General features: G+C 73.0%; 15 protein-coding genes. 11 read left to right on the plus strand and 4 right to left on the minus strand.

Annotated features, from left to right (window positions below; all coding sequences use genetic code 11):
* Window positions 1-14: 14 nt before the first annotated feature.
* The 3 genes from ACO229_RS01900 to ACO229_RS01910 are packed head-to-tail and all read left to right on the plus strand — an operon-like array spanning window position 15 to window position 4,163.
* Window positions 15-1,226, plus strand: a complete 1,212-nt coding sequence (locus ACO229_RS01900; RefSeq protein ID WP_423463545.1) for an NAD(P)/FAD-dependent oxidoreductase — start codon at window positions 15-17, stop codon at window positions 1,224-1,226.
* Window positions 1,227-1,242: 16 nt separating this feature from the next.
* The gene (locus ACO229_RS01905) at window positions 1,243-2,634 is read left to right on the plus strand and encodes a 2-oxoadipate dioxygenase/decarboxylase family protein (protein WP_397433876.1); all 1,392 of its coding nucleotides are present in this window, start codon (window positions 1,243-1,245) and stop codon (window positions 2,632-2,634) included.
* The gene (locus ACO229_RS01910; RefSeq protein ID WP_423463546.1) at window positions 2,631-4,163 is read left to right on the plus strand and encodes an aldehyde dehydrogenase family protein; all 1,533 of its coding nucleotides are present in this window, start codon (window positions 2,631-2,633) and stop codon (window positions 4,161-4,163) included. Before ACO229_RS01905 ends, ACO229_RS01910 begins: the two co-directional genes overlap by 4 nt.
* A gap of 84 nt (window positions 4,164-4,247) precedes the next feature.
* Here the strand turns inward: ACO229_RS01910 and ACO229_RS01915 are convergent, their stop codons facing one another.
* Window positions 4,248-5,483: a hypothetical protein gene (locus ACO229_RS01915; protein ID WP_423463547.1), complete on the minus strand. Its 1,236-nt coding sequence runs from the start codon at window positions 5,481-5,483 to the stop codon at window positions 4,248-4,250.
* Between the two features lie 219 nt (window positions 5,484-5,702).
* Between ACO229_RS01915 and ACO229_RS01920 the strand changes: the two genes are divergently transcribed.
* A complete protein-coding gene (locus ACO229_RS01920; RefSeq protein WP_423463548.1) occupies window positions 5,703-7,034 on the plus strand; it encodes a hypothetical protein in 1,332 nt (443 codons plus the stop codon).
* Here ACO229_RS01920 and dusB read toward each other — a convergent pair.
* Entirely contained in the window at window positions 7,021-8,250 is a 1,230-nt protein-coding gene (gene dusB / locus ACO229_RS01925; RefSeq protein ID WP_423463549.1) for a tRNA dihydrouridine synthase DusB, read from the minus strand. The two genes, ACO229_RS01920 and dusB, sit on opposite strands and share 14 nt — an antisense overlap.
* A 208-nt stretch (window positions 8,251-8,458) precedes the next feature.
* Here dusB and ACO229_RS01930 point away from each other — a divergent pair, with 208 nt between their 5' ends.
* On the plus strand, window positions 8,459-9,898 hold the full coding sequence (locus ACO229_RS01930) for a basic amino acid/polyamine antiporter (RefSeq protein WP_423463550.1): 1,440 nt from the start codon (window positions 8,459-8,461) through the stop codon (window positions 9,896-9,898).
* A 44-nt stretch (window positions 9,899-9,942) separates the two neighbouring features.
* Window positions 9,943-11,193, plus strand: a complete 1,251-nt coding sequence (locus ACO229_RS01935) for an arginine deiminase (protein ID WP_423463551.1) — start codon at window positions 9,943-9,945, stop codon at window positions 11,191-11,193.
* 13 nt (window positions 11,194-11,206) lie between these two features.
* Here ACO229_RS01935 and ACO229_RS01940 read toward each other — a convergent pair whose 3' ends face one another.
* Entirely contained in the window at window positions 11,207-12,967 is a 1,761-nt protein-coding gene (locus tag ACO229_RS01940) for a glycoside hydrolase family 13 protein (RefSeq protein ID WP_397411028.1), read from the minus strand.
* Window positions 12,968-13,089: 122 nt separating this feature from the next.
* Window positions 13,090-14,133 (minus strand): LacI family DNA-binding transcriptional regulator, encoded by a 1,044-nt coding sequence (locus ACO229_RS01945; RefSeq protein ID WP_397433868.1) that lies wholly within the window; start codon window positions 14,131-14,133, stop codon window positions 13,090-13,092.
* 140 nt (window positions 14,134-14,273) lie between these two features.
* Here ACO229_RS01945 and ACO229_RS01950 point away from each other — a divergent pair, with 140 nt between their 5' ends.
* The 5 genes from ACO229_RS01950 (at window position 14,274) to ACO229_RS01970 (ending at window position 19,264) form a co-directional block, all read left to right on the plus strand.
* Window positions 14,274-15,494 carry a sugar ABC transporter substrate-binding protein gene (locus ACO229_RS01950; protein ID WP_423463552.1) on the plus strand — a complete coding sequence of 407 codons (1,221 nt, stop codon included), beginning with the start codon at window positions 14,274-14,276 and terminating at the stop codon, window positions 15,492-15,494.
* Window positions 15,494-17,062 (plus strand): ABC transporter permease subunit, encoded by a 1,569-nt coding sequence (locus ACO229_RS01955; RefSeq protein WP_423463553.1) that lies wholly within the window; start codon window positions 15,494-15,496, stop codon window positions 17,060-17,062. The genes ACO229_RS01950 and ACO229_RS01955 overlap by 1 nt, the downstream gene beginning before the upstream one ends.
* Entirely contained in the window at window positions 17,062-17,973 is a 912-nt protein-coding gene (locus ACO229_RS01960) for a sugar ABC transporter permease (protein WP_423463554.1), read from the plus strand. The genes ACO229_RS01955 and ACO229_RS01960 overlap by 1 nt, the downstream gene beginning before the upstream one ends.
* 214 nt (window positions 17,974-18,187) lie before the next feature.
* Window positions 18,188-19,015, plus strand: a complete 828-nt coding sequence (locus ACO229_RS01965; protein WP_423463555.1) for a response regulator — start codon at window positions 18,188-18,190, stop codon at window positions 19,013-19,015.
* 75 nt (window positions 19,016-19,090) lie between these two features.
* Window positions 19,091-19,264, plus strand: coding sequence for a DUF4236 domain-containing protein (locus ACO229_RS01970; protein WP_119143454.1), 174 nt, complete (start codon window positions 19,091-19,093; stop codon window positions 19,262-19,264).
* Window positions 19,265-19,269: the final 5 nt, after the last annotated feature.

Raw genomic sequence — 19,269 nt, forward strand, 5'->3', positions numbered from 1 at the left:
GGCAGGATGCGTGCATGACCACAGCGCGCCGCTCCCGGGACCGCCGGGGATCGCTGCCCGCCCGTGCCGAGGTGGTCGTCGTCGGCGGCGGCGCGATGGGTGCGTCCGTGGCGTTCCACCTCGCCGAGGACGGCGCGGACGTGCTGCTCCTGGAGGCGGAGGAGCTGGCCTCCGGCAGCTCGGGCAAGCCCATCGGGGGAGTGCGGGCGCAGTTCTCCGACCCGGCCAACGTGGACCTCGGCAACCGCAGCCTGGAGCTGTACGAGGACTTCGCGAATCGCCCCGGGGCGGACATCGGCCTGCAGCAGCCCGGCTACCTGTTCCTCCTGCCGGACGCCGCTGACGTCGCGCTGTTCGAGGAGTCGGTGGCCATGCAGAACGAGCGCGGGGTGGCCAGCCGCATGCTCGCCCCCGACGCCGTCCGGCGCCTCAACCCGTACGTCGACGTCGACCGCTACGCCGGTGCCGCCTACGCGGCGCGCGACGGGTTCGCGTACCCGCTGGCCGTCGTGGAGGGCTACGCCGCGGGAGCGGAGGCGTACGGCGCCCGCGTGCGCACGCACGTCACCGTGACCGGCTTCGAGTCCCGCGACGACCGGCTCGTCGCGGTGTGGACGGACCAGGGCCGGGTGCGCACGGACGCCGTCGTGCTGTGCGCCGGGGCCTGGACCCGGGACGTGGCGGCCAAGGCGGGCCTCGACCTGCCCGTGGACCCGTACCGGCGGCAGATCGGGTTCACGCCGCCCCTGGACCCCGCGCCCGTGCGCGTGCCGTTCACGATCGACTACGGCAGCACCTTCTACTTCCACAACGCCGCGCCCGACGGCCTGCTGCTCGGGATCGCGGACCCGGCGACCCCGGTCGCGTTCGAGCGCACCTACGACCCGGCCTGGCTGCCGCTGCTGCGCGGGGCGCTCGGCGCCTGCGCCCCGGAGCTGACCGACGTGCCGGTCGCGCGCGGCTGGGCCGGGCTCTACGAGATGACGCCCGACCGCAACGCGCTCATCGGCGAGGCGACCGGTGTGCCCGGCCGCGTGCTGTACGCCGCCGGGTTCTCGGGGCACGGGTTCCTCCAGGCGCCCGCCGTCGGCGAGGTGGTGCGCGACCTGTACGCCGGCCGCACGCCCGGGATCGACGTGTCGGGGTTCAGCGCGGACCGGTTCGCGGGCGACCCCCGCGATCCCACGGACCCGGGGCGACGAGGCCCCGAGTCGAACATCATCTGACGGACAGGAGAGCCTGATGTCCACGTTCCTCGAGCCCTGGCAGCTGCGGGCCGCGTTCGCGCGCAGCCTCTCGGACATGTACGGCAAGGAGGTGCCCGCCTACACCACGCTGCTCGACGTGTCGCACGAGGTCAACGCGGACTTCGTGGCCCGGCACGGTGCGGACGCCGAGCGGCTGGGCTCCATCGCGCGCGTCACGGCCGAGCGGCACGGCGCGATCCGGGTGGGCACCCCCACCGAGATGGCCCAGGTCGCCCGCATCTTCGGCGCCATGGGCATGCGCCCGGTCGGCTTCTACGACCTGCGGGACGCGTCCTCCAGCTCCGTCCCGGTGATCTCGACGGCGTTCCGCCCGATCGAGCGCGAGGAGCTGGCACGCAACCCGTTCCGGGTCTTCACGTCGATGCTCGTCACGGCCGACCGCCGGTTCTTCACCGCGGACCTGGAGCGCCGGCTGGACTCCTTCCTCGCCGCCCGCACCCTGTTCGGCCCTGAGCTGCTCGCCCTCGCCGACCGCGCGGAGGCCGAGGGCGGCCTGCCGCAGGACCAGGCCGCCGAGTTCCTGCGCCTGGCCACGCAGGCCTTCGAGCTGTCCCGGGAGCCCGTGGACCAGGCCTGGTACCGCGAGCTCGAGGCAGTCAGCGCCGTGGCGGCCGACATCGGCGGCATCGCCTCCACGCACATCAACCACCTCACCCCCCGCGTGCTGGACATCGACGACCTGTACGCGCGCATGGAGGCGCGCGGCATCACCATGATCGACGCCATCCAGGGTCCGCCCCGCTGGGAAGGCCCCGACGTGCTGCTGCGGCAGACGTCGTTCCGTGCCCTCGCCGAGCCCCGCACCTTCCGCACGGCGGACGGCGAGATCGTCAGCGACGCGCTGCGCGTCCGGTTCGGCGAGGTGGAGGCGCGTGGCATCGCGCTGACCCGCGAGGGCCGTGCCGTCTACGACGCCGCCGTGGTCGAGATCGACGAGACAGCCGCCGCGGCCCGCACGGAGGAGCCGGGCCTCACCGAGCAGGGGCGGCAGGAGATCGCCCGGGCCGTCTGGGCCCGCACGTTCCCCACCACCGAGACGGCGCTCGCCGACCAGGGGCTGGGCTGGTTCACCTACGAGGTGGACGCGGCCGGCGGGGTGCGGCGCGAACCCGTCGTCTACGAGGACTTCCTGCCCCGCTCGGCCGCCGGCATCTTCCAGTCCAACCTCACCTCGGACGGCGCCAAGGACGCCAGCCAGGAGGCCACCGACCGGGACGCCGACTGGATGGCCGGCGCGCTCGGCCGTGACCTGTTCGACCCCTTCGACCTGTACGCCGACCAGGTGGACAGGTCGCTGACCGCCGCCGCCGGGACCCTCGGCGTCGACCCGGCCACCCTCACCACCACCACAGGAGCCATGCGATGAGCACCACGACCACCACCCCGCTGACGACCGAGCTGCGCGACGCCGCCCTGGCCGCCCTGGAGCGGCTGGGCGCCACGGTGCCCACCGGGGACGGTCTGCCCGTCGTGTCGCCGCTGTCCGGCCAGCCGCTGCTGGAGCTGCGCCGCGACGGCGCCGCCGAGGCTGCCACCGCCGTCGACGAGGCCGCCGACGCGTTCACCACGTGGCGTTCCGTGCCCGCCCCCGTGCGCGGTCAGGTCGTCAAGCGGCTGGGCGAGCTGCTCAGCGAGCACAAGGCCGACCTCGCGGAGCTCGTCACCATCGAGGCGGGCAAGATCACCAGCGAGGCCCTGGGCGAGGTCCAGGAGATGATCGACATCTGCGACTACGCCGTCGGGCTGTCGCGGCAGGTGGGCGGGCGCACCATGCCGTCCGAGCGCCCCGGTCACCGCCTCATGGAGACGTGGCACCCGATGGGCGTGGTCGGCGTGATCAGCGCCTTCAACTTCCCGGTCGCCGTCTGGTCGTGGAACACCGCCGTCGCACTGGTCTGCGGCGACACCGTGGTGTGGAAGCCGAGCGAGAAGACCCTCCTGTCGGCCGTCGGTGCCGCCGCGCTGCTGGACCGGGCCCTGGCGGAGGCCGGGTTCCCGGCGGGCGTGTCCCGGCTCCTGCTCGGCGACCGCGAGGCGGGCGAGGCCCTGGTGGCCGACCCGCGCGTCGCCCTGGTCTCCGCGACCGGGTCGGAGCGCATGGGCCAGCAGGTCGCACCCGTGGTCGCGGCGCGCGGCGGGCGCTACCTGCTGGAGCTGGGCGGCAACAACGGGGCGATCGTCGCGCCGTCGGCGGACCTCGACCTCGCCGTGCGCGGCGCGGTGTTCGCGGCGGCGGGCACGGCCGGGCAGCGCTGCACGTCGCTGCGCCGCCTGATCGTGCACGAGTCGATCGTGGACGAGGTCGTGGCACGGCTCGCCAAGGTCTACGCCGGCCTGCCCGTCGGCGACCCGCGCACCGAGGGCACGCTCGTGGGCCCCCTGGTCGACGCCGGCTCCCGGGACCGCATGCTGGCCGCGATCGACGAGGCCGTCGCGGCGGGCGGCGAGCTCGTCGTGGGCGGTACGGCGGTGACGGTGCCCGGTGCGGAGGACGCCGCCTACGTGCACCCGGCGATCGTGCGCATGCCGGCGCAGGCCGACGTGGTCAAGCGGGAGACGTTCGCGCCGATCCTGTACGTGCTGACCTACGCGGAGCTGTCCGAGGCGATCGCCGTGCACAACGACGTGCCCCAGGGGCTCTCGTCGTCGATCTTCACGCTGGACGTGCGCGAGGCCGAGACGTTCCTGTCCGAGGTCGGCTCCGACTGCGGCATCGTGAACGTGAACATCGGCACCTCGGGTGCCGAGATCGGCGGCGCGTTCGGCGGCGAGAAGTCGACGGGCGGCGGCCGCGAGTCCGGCTCGGACGCGTGGAAGCAGTACATGCGCCGGGCCACCAACACGGTGAACTACTCGACCGAGCTGCCGCTGGCCCAGGGCGTCAACTTCGGCTGACCCGGCGGCACACCGGCCGGCCCGGCCGCACGCGTCACGACACGTGCGGCCGGGCCGGCCGTCCCCCCACGGTGCCCGCGCCGGTCAGGACGCGGTGGCCGACACCGTCAGCAGGGAGCCGGTCTCGGTGGTCGGGTCGGTGCTCGGTGCGTACCGCTTCACCGCGGCGACGGAGACGCCGACGCGCGCCGCCACCTCTTCGACGCTGAGGGTCTGCGCCCACCGCAGCACGCGGATCTCGCTGATCTGCCCGGTGGTGAGCGGCTTGTCCGGGTCGGCGGCCGGTTCCTCCTCCGCCGGGGTCGTCCGCGCCCGCTCCGGGGACACGGGCGCGTACTTGGCCTCCAGGCGCACGCGCTCCGCGACGATCGGCCCCGCCGTGGCGGTCTCCTCGGTCTCGGTGCGCGCCAGGGACGCCGGCGCCGGCTCGGCCGGCGCGACCTCGGCCGGGGTGCGGGCCGGGCTGCTCGCCGCAGGAGCGTCCGCGGTGATCTGCCTCGGGGCGTCCGGCTCGGCCGCCTCGAGCTCGCGCGCCTCCGGCTCGGGCGCCTCCAGCAGCAGGGAGTCGGGCAGCACCGGCTCCGGCAGCAGCTGCTCGGCCGGCCGTTCGCGCCGCTCGCGCTCGTCGGCGGTCGGCATCCACTCGCCGGCCAGCGCCGCGGCCTCCTGGACCACGTCGCGGATGGTGCGTTCCGACTCCAGGTGCGGGCGGGTCACCTCGGCGGTGACGCCTGCCGGCACGTGGCGGTGCACCCGGCCCACCGCGGCGTTCACCTCGGCGATGCGGGCCGCGCGCTCCTCGGGGGGAGCGATCTGCGCCAGGCGCACGGCGTCGAGCATGTCGAGCACGGCCGTCTGCCGGTCGTTCGCGATCTCGGCCTGCCGGTCGAGGGCCCGCGCGCTGGACGCCGACTGGAAGAACAGGTGCACGGCGACCGCCGCGAGGACGGGGGCGACCGCGCGGGAGATCGCGAAGACGCCTTCGCCGAGCAGCCAGCCGTGCCACGCGGCGAGCGCGCCGGACAGGATGCCGACGACGATCGCACCGCCGAGCCAGCGCGCGTGCCCGGAGACCGGCTGGCCCATCTCGAGCGCCCGGTCGGCCCGTCGCCGGCCCTCCCAGGCGAGGCCGATGACCAGGGCCTCGTAGGCCACGCCGAGTGCGTAGCCGAGCCGGGGTCCCTCGTAGTCGGCGATGGTGTGCGACATGCCGATGTAGGCCCAGGCCGAGAGCCCGAAGGCACCCAGGGCGAAGCCTGGGTTCCTGCGCGTGTCGGCGATGACCGCCGGAACGCGTCGGGGGCGTTTCTCCGATGCCATGTGGGTGGGTCCCTTTCGTCAGAGCAGGTGAGTGGGGGTCGTGGGTCCTCCACCGCTGATCTTCGTCTACTTTGCGCCCTATGCGCTCTTCACGGTCGAGATCGACGTCAATCTTTAACCGAACTGCCGCCGTCCGCACGGCCACACCCGCCCGACCGGTTATCCACAGGTAATCACGCTTGGCGAGCATGATGGGTCTTCGTGTCGAATGCTGGTTGCATGACGCCACCGACCCGATCCGCACCGGCCACCCCGCGCCCCGCACTCGACCTGCTCGACCCGCTCGACCCGCTCGACCCGCTCGACCCGCTCACCCTGCGCGAGCGCCGGGCGCGGGCGGCCCGGCTGGCGCACCGCCTGGTCGCGCACGTGCTGCGCCCCGCCAACAGGGGCGCCGTCGACCGGCAGACCGCGTACGTCCAGGCGGAGTCGCTGGTGCCCGTGGGCGACGTCGACCTTGACCGGTACGGCACCGTGACCCGGCAGTGCGCCACCGACATGCTGGTGTACGCCGGTCCGCGTGACGGGTCCGGCTCCCTGGTCCGCCGGATCCTCGACGGGGACGACGGGGACGACGGGGACGACGGGGACGACGGAGAGCCGGACGACGGCACCGCGCCCGCCGGCCTGCTGCTCGACGCCGTCGAGCTCGCGCTGCTGGACCGCTGGCGTGACGGCGGGGTGCTCGGCCACTTCATCGTGACCGACGTGGTGGACGAGCACGCCGTGCTGCACAACCTGGAGGACGACCTGGACTACCGGGTCTTCACCGGCGGGTCCGAGATCCGTTCGGAGGCGCTCCTGCCGGGCCTCCCGCTGTCAGGGCGCGTGCTGCCCGTCGGGGCCACGTGGATCTTCGCCGGCACACCGGCGATCTTCGCGCCGGACAGCATCGTCGACGTCGTGGGCGGCGTGGTGGAGCTGCTCGCGTCCACGCCCTGCCCGGCCTACCGCAACCCGCGCACGCTGGCGCGCGCCCGCGAGCTCGTGGCCGACCACCACCGGGCGTTCCGGGACCTGTTCGGCGACGTGCTCGTGGAGGGCACCGCGTCGCACGTCATGGACTGCTACCTGCGGTTCCAGGACCGGATCGGGGCACCCTCGGAGGAGTTCGCGCTGCTGGGCTCGCTCCGCGACGAACGCTGGCTGCCCGACGATGCCGCCGACCCGGACGACCCGGCGTACGCGCTGGCGCACCACCCGGTCAGGGGCCTGCGCCTGCTCGACTGGTACGGGCAGCTCCGCCAGGTGCACACGCCGCCGCTCGCGCCGTGGAAGCCGCGCCGGCTGGCCCAGGTGCTCGCCGACCCGGACGCCCCGTCGTGGGTGCTCGCGCTGCTCGCCGAGCGCCACCCGGACCATCTCGACGCCCTCTACCGGGCGGCGTGCGGGCGGCCCGGCCTCGTCTGGGAGCGGCACGGCGCGGCGCTCCTGCGCGACCGGGAGCCGGCGGCGGGCCGGGACGAGCCGGGGCTCGTCATGGCGTCGTCGATCATGGGGCGCGTGCCGCCCCCGGGGCCGGACGGGGCCGACGCCGTCAGCCGCCGCTGACGCTCAGCTCGGCCTCGCGCAGCTTCGCCTCGAACTCCTCGGACAGCTCGCGGGAGTCGAGCCAGCCGTAGGGCAGGTGCGGGGTCTTGGGGGAGCCGGCGCGGCCGCGCGGACCCTCGGCGTCGTCCCCGGGGTAGGGGGCGTCGAGGTCGAGGGCGTCGAGCCGCTCGCGCAGCTCGGCCAGGGTGCTGACCAGGGCGAGCGCCTGCCGCTTCTCCCCGCCCACGGCGTAGCCCTTGAGGTACCACGCCATGTGCTTGCGCAGGTCGCGCATGCCCTTGCCCTCGTCGCCGTCGAAGTACTCGATCATGAGCGTGCCGTGCCGGTAGATGGTGTCCGCGACCTCGCGCAGGCCCGGCCGGACCCGCAGGTCGGAGCCGTTGAACGCGGCCGCGAGGTCGGCGAACAGCCAGGGGCGGCCCTGGCAGCCCCGGCCCACCACGACGCCGTCGGCGCCGGTCTGCTCGACCATGCGCAGGGCGTCCTCGGCGGCCCAGATGTCGCCGTTGCCGAGCACCGGGACGGTGCGCACGGCCTCCTTGAGGCGGGCGATCGCCTCCCACTCCGCCTGGCCCGAGTAGTGCTGTGCGGCCGTGCGGGCGTGCAGCGCGACGGCGGCGGCACCGAGCGACTCGGCGATCCGGCCGGCCTCGAGGTAGGTCAGGTGGTCGTCGTCGATGCCCTTGCGCATCTTGACCGTGACGGGCACGCCGTGCGGCTCGGCGGCCTCGACGGCCGCCCGGACGATGTCGGTGAAGAGCTGCCGCTTCCAGGGCAGCGCGGCTCCGCCGCCCTTGCGGGTCACCTTGGGCACGGGGCAGCCGAAGTTGAGGTCGACGTGGTCCGCCCGACCCTCGCCGGCGATGATCCGCACGGCGGCGCCCACGGTGGCCGGGTCCACGCCGTAGACCTGGGCGGAGCGCGGCGTCTCGTCCTCGCCGAACGTGACGATCCGCAGCGCCTCGACGTTGCGCTCCACGAGCGCGCGGCTGGTCACCATCTCGGCGACGTACAGGCCCGGGTCGAACCCCGTGGACCGACCGGCCTCGCGGCACAGCGTGCGGAACGCGCGGTTGGTCACGCCGGCCATGGGCGCGAGCACGACCGGCGTGCGCACCGTCAGCGGCCCGATCTGGAGCGGCTTGAGCACGGGGGAGCCCGACGCCTGGCCGGGTGCCGTGGGCGACGGGATGGCGGTGTCGAGGGCAGAGGTCACGCACCCATCCTCCCATCGCCTCCGAGGGCCGGGCGCGGTTGTGGTGGCTCTCACGAACCGGACCGCCGTGGCGGCCGGTTCGTCCAGCCATCGTTTGCCGCCGTCCCGGGGCCGTGCATCAATGGACGTGCCGGAGCATCGAGGGGCGCGAGGCGACCGGGCACAGGAAGCCGGGACACCGGACCGCGCTCGACCTCGGGGGCTCGTGATGACGCAGTCCGACCGTTCGACCCAGCAGGTCACCGCCAAGATCAGCGTCGCCACGCTCACCGCCATGGTGGTGGGCTCGATGGTGGGCGCCGGGGTGTTCTCGCTCCCGAGCCGGTTCGCGGGCGAGACCGGCGTGCTCGGCGCCCTGATCTCCTGGGCGGTCGCCGGGACGGGCATGCTCATGCTCGCCTTCGTCTTCCAGCGGCTCGCCGTGCGCAAGCCCGACCTCGACTCGGGCGTCTACGCCTACGCCAAGGCGGGCTTCGGCGAGTACCTCGGCTTCTTCTCGGGGTTCGGGTACTGGGCGAGCGCCTGCGTCGGCAACGTCACCTACTGGATCCTCATCATGTCCACGGTGGGCGCCGTCGTGCCGGTGCTCGGCGAGGGCGACACCGTCGTCGCCTTCGTGGCGTCCTCGGCGTGCGTCTGGCTGTTCTACCTGCTGGTGCGCCGCGGCGTGAAGGAGGCGACGGCGATCAACCGCATCGTCACCGTCGCCAAGGTGCTGCCGATCATCACGTTCGTGCTCATCGCGGTCTTCCTGCTGGACCCGCAGGTGCTGGCCGAGAACTTCGAGGGCTACGGCGTCACCGGCCCGCTGTTCGACCAGGTGCGCGGCACGATGCTGGCCACGGTCTTCGTCTTCCTCGGCGTGGAGGGCGCGAGCGTGTACTCGCGCCACGCGCGCCGCCGGGAGGACGTCGGCCGTGCCACCGTGCTCGGCTTCCTCATGGTGCTGGCGATCTTCGCGTCCGTGACGATCGTGTCCTACGGCATCCTGCCGATGCAGGAGATCGCCGAGCTGCGGCAGCCCTCGATGGCCGGGGTCCTGGAGGCGGCGGTCGGCGGCTGGGGCGCGGCGTTCGTGAGCGTGGGGCTCATCGTCTCGGTCCTGGGCGCCTACCTGGCCTGGACCCTGATGGCCTCCGAGGTGCTGTACGTCGCGGCCAAGGACGGCGACATGCCGCGCTTCCTCGCCCGGTCGGACGCGAACGACGTGCCGCGGTCCGCCCTGCTGCTGACGACGCTCCTGATCCAGGTGATGCTCGTGATCACCCTGGTGTCCGACGACGCGTTCACGTTCGCGCTGGACCTGACCAGCGCGCTGTCGCTCATCCCGTTCCTGCTCGCCGCCGGCTACGCCCTCAAGCTGGCCGCCGGGCGCGGCGGGCCCGCCGCCGGGCAGCACACCACCCGGGACCTCGTGGTGGCGGCCCTCGCGGTGCTGTACACGGCGTTCCTGCTGTTCGCGGCGGGGCTCACGTTCGTGCTGCTGTCGTTCGTGGTCTACGCGCCGGCGACGGTGCTGTTCGCGATGACCCGGCGCGAGCAGGGGCGGCGGGTGTTCAGCCGGGGCGAGCTGGCGATCTTCGTCGTGTCGGTCCTCGGGGCGGTGACCGGCGTCGTCGCCCTGGCCACGGGGGCCATCTCGATCTGACCAGCGGGCCGAGCGGACCCGGCGGACCAGCGGAAAGGGACATCATGACGAACGAGACTCTGCCGTCGGCGGCCTACGGGGTGCACTCCGAGGTCGGGCGCCTGCGCAAGGTGCTCGTGTGCCGGCCGGGGCTCGCCCACCGGCGCCTGACCCCCACGAACTCGGACGACCTGCTCTTCGACGACGTGCTCTGGGTGGACCGCGCGATCGAGCACCACGCCGCGTTCGTCGCCGACCTGCGGGCCCGCGACGTCGAGGTCGTGGAGCTGCACGAGGTGCTCGCCGCGACCGTGCGCGTGCCCGGGGCCCGCGACTGGATCCTCGACCGCCGGATCGTCCCGGGCATCGTCGGTCCCGGCCTCGTGGAGCCGACCCGGGCGTTCCTGGAGTCGCTCACCCCCGAGCAGCTCGCCGAGCACCTGATCGGGGGCCTGGCCACCGACGACGTGCCCGACCTGCCGGCGGCGTACCGCTCGCTGGCCGAGTACACCGCCGACGCGCGGGAGTACCTGATCGCCCCCGTGCCGAACACGCTGTTCACCCGCGACACGACCTGCTGGCTCTACGGCGGCGTGACGCTCAACCCGCTGTACTGGCCCGCGCGGCACGACGAGACGCTGCTCATGAAGGCCGTCTACGCGTTCCACCCCGACTTCGTCGGGTCGACGATCTGGTGGGGCGACCCGGAGACGGACCACCAGCGGGCCACGCTCGAGGGCGGCGACGTGATGCCGGTGGGCAACGGCACCGTGCTGGTGGGCATGAGCGAGCGCACCTCGCGCCAGGCGATCACGCAGGTCGCGGCCGCACTGTTCGAGGCAGGTGCGGCCGAGCGGGTGGTCGTGGCGGGCATGCCCCGGCTGCGCTCGGCCATGCACCTGGACACGGTCATGACGTTCGCCGACGTCGACACCGTGACCGTCTACCCGCGCATCGTGGCCGACATCCACCCGTTCGTGCTGCGCCCGGGCGACGGCGGCGCCCTGTCGGTGACCGACGAGGCGGGCTCCACGTTCCTGGAGGTCGTGGCCCGGGAGACCGGGCTGGGCGCGCTCCAGGTCATCGAGACCGGCGGCGACGTCTACGAGTCGGAGCGGCAGCAGTGGGACAGCGGCAACAACGCCGTCGCCGTGGAACCGGGCGTGGTGTTCACCTATGACCGGAACACGACGACGAACGACCTGCTGCGCAAGGCCGGCATCGAGGTGATCGAGATCAACGGCGCGGAGCTGGGTCGCGGCCGGGGCGGGGGCCACTGCATGACCTGCCCCATCATCCGCGACCCAGCGTCCTGAGCGCCGGCGTCGGTCAGGCGCGCAGCCAGACCGTGGTGTTGCCGGGCAGCACGCCGTCCACCAGGTCACCCGAGGCGACCAGCACCTCGGCATCGGCCGGGAGCGTCAGCGCCGTCGTCGCCAGGTTGGCCAGGACGACCACGCCGGCCACCTGGAAGGCCACCACGTCGGCGTCCGCGGACAGCGCGTCCACCCAGGCCAGCGTGCTCGTGCCGAGCTTCTCCGCGCGGCGCAGGCCCAGGGCCGTGCGGTACAGCTCGTACGTCGAGCCAGCCACGCCGTACTGACGGTCGGCGGCCAGGTCGGCGTAGACGTCGGGCTGCGGCAGCCAGGTCTTCCCGGTGGGGCCGAACCCGTTGCCCGGCGCGCCACCGACCCACGGCAGCGGCACGCGGCAGCCGTCGCGACCGGGCTCCGCGCCGCCGGTGCGGAAGAACGACGGGTCCTGGCGCACCTCGTCGGGCAGGGCGGTGTGGTCCGGCAGGCCCAGCTCCTCGCCCTGGTAGAGGTACGCCGACCCCGGCAGGCCGAGCATCAGCAGCGTCGCGGCGCGGGCGCGGCGCAGGCCGAGCTCCGCGTCGGGCTGCGGGTCGTTCGCGCCGATGCCGTTGAGCTGGCGGCCGCCGATCTCCGCCAGGCCGAAGCGCGACGTGTGCCGCACCACGTCGTGGTTGGACAGCACCCAGGTGGTGGGAGCGCCGACGGACTCCATGGTCCGCAGCGACGCGTTGACGACGGTGCGCATCGTCGCCGCGTCCCAGGGCGTGGTGAGGAACGAGAAGTTGAACGCCTGGTGCATCTCGTCGGACCGGACGTACCGGGCCAGGCGGCTCAGCGGCTCCACCCAGGCCTCGGCGACCAGGCAGCGGTCGCCGTCGTACTCGGCCAGCACCCGGTGCCAGGCGCGGTAGATGTCGTGCACGCCGTCCTGGTCGAACATGGGGCCGTTATTGCCGGCGCCCGTGGAGCCGTCCTCGGGTGCGGCGGGATCGGTCGGGCCCTCGACGGTGCCCTCGACCATGGCGGCCTTGCCGTCCCAGTCGGGCAGGCCGGGCGCCTTGACCATGCCGTGCGCCACGTCCACGCGGAAACCGTCCACGCCGCGGTCGAGCCAGAACCGGAGCACGTCCTCGAACTCGGCGCGGACCTCGGGGTTCTCCCAGTTCAGGTCGGGCTGCGTGGAGTCGAACAGGTGCAGGTACCACTGCGGGCCGCGCTCGCCGTCGTCCTCGCGCGGGGCCAGCCGCGTCCAGGCCGGGCCGCCGAAGATGGACTGCCAGTTGTTCGGCGGCTCCTCGCCGGCCGGTCCGCGCCCGTCACGGAACATGTAGCGCTCGCGCTCCGCCGAGCCCGGGGCCGCCGCCAGCGCCTCCTGGAACCAGACGTGCTGGTCGGAGGAGTGGTTGGGCACCAGGTCGACGATGATCTTCAGCCCGCGCTCGTGGGCGCCGGCCAGCATCTCGTCGAAGTCCGCCAGCGTGCCGAACAGCGGGTCGATGTCGCGGTAGTCGGCGACGTCGTACCCGGCGTCCTTCTGCGGGGAGCGGTAGAACGGGCTGAGCCAGACGGCGTCCACCCCGAGCTGCTTCAGGTGGTCCAGCTTGGCGGTGACGCCGGGGAGGTCGCCGATCCCGTCGCCGTTCCCGTCCGCGAACGAGCGCGGGTAGACCTGGTAGATCACCGCGTCGCGCCACCACTCGGCGCCGACGGCGGGGGAGTGGACGGGGGCGGATGCGGTGAGGTCGTCGGTGGTGAGCGGGGCAGTACGTGTCACGTGTCGCGTCCTCGCGGGTCGGGGGGATTATCGGTGTAACGCTTGCAGCAAGCGTACGGGAGGATTCCGCCCGCACGTGCCGACGGGCGCACCGCCGAGCGGTGCACCCGTCTCTGGGAGGCTCAGGCGTGCGGCGCCGCGCCCGTCGAGCCGCGCACCACGAGCTCCGGGGTGAACAGCAGCTCCGAACGGGGCGCCCGCTCGCCGTGGATCTCGGTGAGCAGGGCGCTCACGGCCGCGTGCGCCATGTCGGCCACGGGCTGCCGCACCGTGGTCAGCGGAGGGTCGGTGAACGCGACCAGCGGGGAGTCGTCGTAGCCCACGACGCTCACGTCGTCGGGCACCGACAGGCCGCGGGCGTGCGCCGCGCGCACCGCGCCGAGCGCCATGAGGTCCGAACCGCAGACGACGGCGGTGTGGCCGGAGTCGAACAGCTCGCCGGCAGCGGCCTGGCCGCCCTCCAGGGTGTACAGGGTGAGGCTGACGTGCTCGCGCGCCTCCTCCTGGGTGGCCGCCAGGCCGTGCCGCAGGAGCTGGGCCACGAACGCCTCGATCTTGCGCTTGGCGGGCACGAACCGGTCGGGGCCGATCGCCATGCCGATGCGACGGTGCCCGAGGGCCACCAGGTGCCGCACGGACAGCTCGATGCTCGCGCTGTCATCCGGCGACACGAACGGGGCGTCGATGCCCTCGGCGTACCCGTTGATCAGCACGATCGGCAGCCCGCGGCCGCGCAGGCGCTGGTAGCGCTCGGTCGAGGCGCGGGTGTCGGCGTGCTTGCCCGAGACGAAGACGATGCCGTCCACCGCGTGGTCGATCAGCGTCTCGACGTACTCGTCCTCGGTGGTGCCGCCCGGGGACTGCGTGCACAGCAGCGGCGTGTACCCGCGCGAGGCGAGCTGCGACTCGATGGCCTGCGCGAACGCGGGGAACACCGGGTTGGACAGCTCGGGCACCACCAGGCCGATGAGGCCGGCGGGGCGGGCACGCAGCGCGGAGGGGCGCTCGTAGCCGAGCACGTCGAGGGCGGCGAGGACCGCCTGGCGCGTCTCGCCGGCCACGCCGGGCTTGCCGTTGAGCACGCGCGACACGGTCGCGGTGGAGACCCCTGCCTGCTCGGCGAGGTCGGTCAGTCGGGTGCGCACGCCTGGCAGCCTAGGTGACATGTGACCTCCTCGTCCCGGGTGACGTCTGCAAGCGATGCTGAAACTTTATCGCAACGGCTTGCAAGGTTGCCGCTCCGCCCCGTACGGTTCGAGCACCCCACACCAGGCCCGCCACGGGCCGCGAACCATCAGGAGTGACGATGCGACGGAGCATCCTGACCGCCGCCGCGCTGACCGCGACGCTGGCGCTGGCCGCCTGCTCGGGCGGCGCGGACGAACCAGCGGCCGAGGAGTCGACCGCACCGGACGGGGCGGGCGCGACCCTCACCGTCTGGGTCGACGAGACCCGCCAGGCCGCCGTCGAGGACGCGGCCGCCGGATTCGAGGAGGCCACGGGCGCGAAGGTCGAGGTGGTCCTGAAGAACTTCGAGGACATCCGCCCCGACTTCCTGGCGCAGGTCCCCACGGGCAAGGGCCCGGACATCACGGTCGGCGCGCACGACTGGCTGGGCGAGCTCACGACCAACGGCGTCGTGGCCCCGATCGAGCTAGGCGACACGGCCGACGCCTTCGAGCCCGTCTCCGTCTCGGCGTTCACGCAGGACGGCCAGGTCTACGGCCTGCCCTACGCGGTGGAGAACATCGCGCTGATCCGCAACACGGAGCTCGCCCCCGAGGCCCCGGCCACCTGGGACGACGCGATCGCGGCCGGCAAGGACGCCGGGACGAAGTACCCGCTGCTGATCCAGACCTCCACCGAGGGTGACCCCTACACCTTCTACCCGCTGCAGACGTCGTTCGGCGCCCCGGTCTTCGAGCAGAACGAGGACGGTTCGTACAAGCCCGAGCTCGCGCTCGGCGGCGAGGGCGGCACGGCGTTCGCCGAGTGGCTCGCGGAGCAGGGCGAGGCCGGCAACCTGAGCACCGACGTCACGTACGACATCGCGCTGGCGGCCTTCGCCAAGGGCGAGTCGCCCTTCATCGTGGGCGGCCCGTGGATGCTGGAGTCGTTCGGCGACCTCGACCTGGCGATCGACCCGATCCCCAGCGCCGGCGGCGAGCCTGCGAGGCCGTTCGTGGGCGTGGCCGGCTTCTACGTGAGCGCGCAGAGCGAGAACGCCCTGCTCGCGAACGACTTCCTGGTCAACTACATGGCCACCCCCGAGGCGCAGCTCGCGCTGTACGAGGCGGGCGACCGTCCGCCGGCCCTCATCGAGGCTGCCGACACCGCCTCCGAGGACCCGATCACCGCGGGCTTCCGCGAGGTCGGCGCCGACGCCGTCCCGATGCCGTCGCTGCCCGAGATGGGTGCCGTGTGGGCGTACTGGGGCGTGACCGAGGCCGCGATCGTCTCCGGCAAGTCCGACCCGGCCAAGGCCTGGGACAAGATGGTCGCCGACATCCAGGGCGAGATCGGTTGATGTACTCACCCGTGACCCGGGGCTCCGGCCGGACCGGCTGGAGCCCCGGGTTCCTCGTCAAGCTCGTCCTGATCGCCCTGGTCGACGCCCTCGGCGTCTACGCGGTGCTGGCCGCGTGGGGCGCCGGGTCCTGGGGCGTCCTGGCCGCCATGGTGGCGCTGCTGCTGGTGGCCAACTGGGCCTACTTCTCCAAGCGCGCGCTGCCGCTGAAGTACATCCTGCCGGGCCTCGCGTTCCTGCTCGTCTACCAGGTGTACGTGGTGGCGTACACGGGCTACGTCGCGTTCACTAACTACGGCGACGGGCACAACTCCACCAAGGAGCAGGCGATCGAGGCCCTCCTGGTGCAGAACGAGCGCCGCGTGGAGGGTTCGCCCTCCTCGCCCCTGACCGTCGTGGCCGACGGCGACACGCTCGGCTTCGCCGTCGTCTCGCCGGACGGCGTGGTGGAGGCCGGCACGGCCGACCGGCCCCTCGAGGTCGTGGACGGCGCGACCGTCGAGGCGGGCCGGGTCACCGCGCTGCCCGGGTACGACGTGCTGGAGTACACCGCCGTGCTGGAGCGGCAGCAGGAGGTCACCGCGCTGCGCGTGCCCGTCTCGGACGACCCGAACGACGGCTCGGTCCGCACGCAGGACGCCCGCACCGGGTACGTCTTCACGTCCACGCTGACCTACGACGCGGCGTCCGACACGATGACCGACACGACCACCGGGGTGACGTACGCGCCCAACGACGACGGCCAGTTCGAGGCCGCCGACGGCAGCACTCTCCCCGTGGGCTGGCGCGTCCTGGTGGGCTTCGACAACTTCGTCACCGCGTTCGGCGACGACCGGTACGCCGGTCCGTTCGGCAAGATCCTGTTGTGGACCTTCGCGTTCGCCGTGCTGTCCGTCGCGTCCACGTTCCTGCTGGGCCTGTTCCTGGCGATCGCCTTCAACGACGCGCGCCTGCGCGGCCGCCGGATCTACCGGACGCTGGTGATCCTGCCGTACGCGATCCCGGGATTCCTCGCGGCGCTGCTGTGGTCGGGCCTGCTCAACCGGTCCTACGGGTTCGTCAACGAGGTGCTGCTCGGCGGGGCGACGATCGGGTGGCTCACGGACCCGGTGCTGGCCAAGCTGGCGGTGCTGGGCGTCAACCTGTGGCTGGGCTTCCCGTACATGTTCCTCATCTGCACGGGCGCCCTGCAGTCCCTGCCGACCGACGTGCTGGAGGCCGCGAAGATCGACGGAGCCGGCCGCTGGCGCACGTGGCGGTCCATCACGCTGCCGCTGCTGCTGGTCGCGACGGCGCCCCTGCTCATCTCGTCGTTCGCGTTCAACTTCAACAACTTCACGCTGATCTACATGCTCACGGGCGGCGGCCCGCGGTTCGACGACGCCTCGGTGCCGCTGGGGCACACCGACATCCTCATCTCGATGGTCTACTCCGTCTCCGGCCTCGACGGCACGGCGGCCAAGGACTACGGCCTGGCCAGCGCCCTGTCGATCGTCATCTTCGTGGTGGTCGCGACCATCTCCGCCCTCGCGTTCCGGCGCACCCGATCCCTGGAGGACATCGCCTGATGAGCACGACGATTCCCCCGGCCCGCCCGGCGGCCACGGCACGGCAGCCGCTGACCCGGCGTCCGACGGCGCGGCGCTGGTTCTCCGAGATCGGCTGGCGGCACGTGGTCGGCGTGCTGGCCGTCCTGTACGCCGGCTTCCCCCTGGTCTACGTGGTCTCGGCCTCCCTGGCCGACGGCGGCACGCTCACCGGTTCGAACGACCTGTTCGTGTCGGTGTCGGGTGCCAACTACGCGGCCCTGGCGGGCACGCGGTTCTGGACCTGGATGGCCAACACCCTGGTGGTGGCGGTCGCGACGGGTGCCGGGACGGTGCTCATGGGGGCCGCCGCCGCGTACGCCTTCTCGCGCTTCCGGTTCAGCGGCCGCCGCGTGGGGCTCACGGCCCTGCTCGTGATCCAGATGTTCCCGCAGATGCTCGCGTTCGTGGCGATCTTCCTGCTGCTCATCTCGCTCGGGAACGTGGTGCCCGGCCTCGGCCTGGACTCCAAGCTCTCGCTGATCTGCGTGTACCTGGGCGGGGCGCTGGGGGTCAACACGTTCCTCATGTACGGGTTCTTCAACACCGTGCCGCGCGAGATCGACGAGGCCGCGAAGATCGACGGCGCCACGCACGCCCAGATCTACTGGACCATCGTGCTGCGCCTGACCGCCCCGATCCTCGCCGTGGTGGGGCTGCTGAGCTTCATCAGCACCTTCGGGGAGTTCATCATCGCCCGGGTGCTGCTGCAGTCGGAGGAGAGCTGGACCCTGGCCGTGGGGCTCTACGGCTGGGTCTCGTCGCTCCAGGACGCCAACTGGGGGCTGTTCACGGCGGGCGCGGTCGTCTCGGCCGTGCCGGTGCTCGCGCTGTTCCTCTTTCTCCAGAAGTACATCGTGGGCGGGCTGACGGCAGGCTCGGTCAAGGGCTGATCGCGTCGGGCCGCCTCGCGCCGACCCGGCTGCCGCACGCCGAGCGCGTGCCCGGGAAGGTGCCCCGCGGGCACGGGTTGCGCTGTGTAGACAACGTCTACTCAGCGCAACCCGTCTGCGCGGTGGAGGTTCCCGGCCCCCCATGACGGATGTCATGTCCGGCCGGTGACGCACGGCCTGCGTGCCGCGCCCCGGGCGGGACCAGCCTGGAGGCATGACACAGACACCAGCACCGAGACAGCACGGGAGCACGCCGGCGCTCGACGTCCGCGGCCTCGTCAAGGAGTTCCATGGCCGCGGCGGCACCGTCCGGGCCGTGGACGGCCTCGACCTGCGGGTCGAGCGCGGCGAGGTCGTCGCGTTCCTCGGGCCGAACGGCGCGGGCAAGACCACGACCATCGATCTGGCCCTCGGTCTGACCCGGCCCACGTCCGGCATGATCCGCCTCCTCCTCGCCGACGACCAGGCCCTCGTGCGCGGCGCCGTCGCCGCCCTGCTCGACCTCGAACCCGACCTGCGGGTCGTGGCGCAGGTGGGACGCGGCGACGAGGTGGTCGGGGCCGTCCGCGAGCACGCCGTCGACGTCGCGCTGCTCGACGTCGAGATGCCGGGCCTGGACGGCGTCGCGGTGGCCGCCGCCCTCCGGGAGCAGGTGCCGGGCTGCCGCTCGCTCATCGTCACCACGTTCGGTCGCCCGGGTTACCTGCGCCGGGCGCTCGGCGCCGGTGCGAGCGGGTTCGTCGTCAAGGACACGCCCGCCGAGCTGCTCGCCGACGCCGTGCGCCGGGTGCACTCGGGCCTGCGCGTGGTGGACCCGGACCTGGCCGTCGCCTCGCTGACCGTCGGTGCCAGCCCGCTCACGGACCGGGAGGCGCACGTGCTGGCGCTCGCGGCCGACGGCGGCACCGTCGCGGGGATCGCCGCGGAGGCGCACCTGTCCGAGGGCACCGTGCGCAACTACCTGTCGTCCTCGATCGGCAAGACCGGGGCGCGCACCCGCGCCGAGGCCGTCCGGATCGCGCGGGAGAACGGCTGGCTCTGAGGGGCGAACATTCGTTTTGCCGGGCTAGCGCAGTTCGGTACGCTTTGCCCCGACCCGAGGAGGAAAGTCAGGATCATGGGAATCCGGTATCGCAAGCGGCTGTCGCTCGGCCCGCTCAAGTTCAACATCACCCAGCGGGGCCTGTCGTCCATGAGCTTCAAGATCGGTCCCTGGACCTGGAACTCGAAGACCAAGAAGCACTCGATCAACCTGCCCGGCGGACTGAGCTGGTACAGCAACAACAAGTAGCCGGA

The sequence above is a fragment of the Promicromonospora sp. MS192 genome, assembly GCF_049532985.1.
Taxonomy (GTDB): Bacteria; Actinomycetota; Actinomycetes; order Actinomycetales; family Cellulomonadaceae; genus Promicromonospora.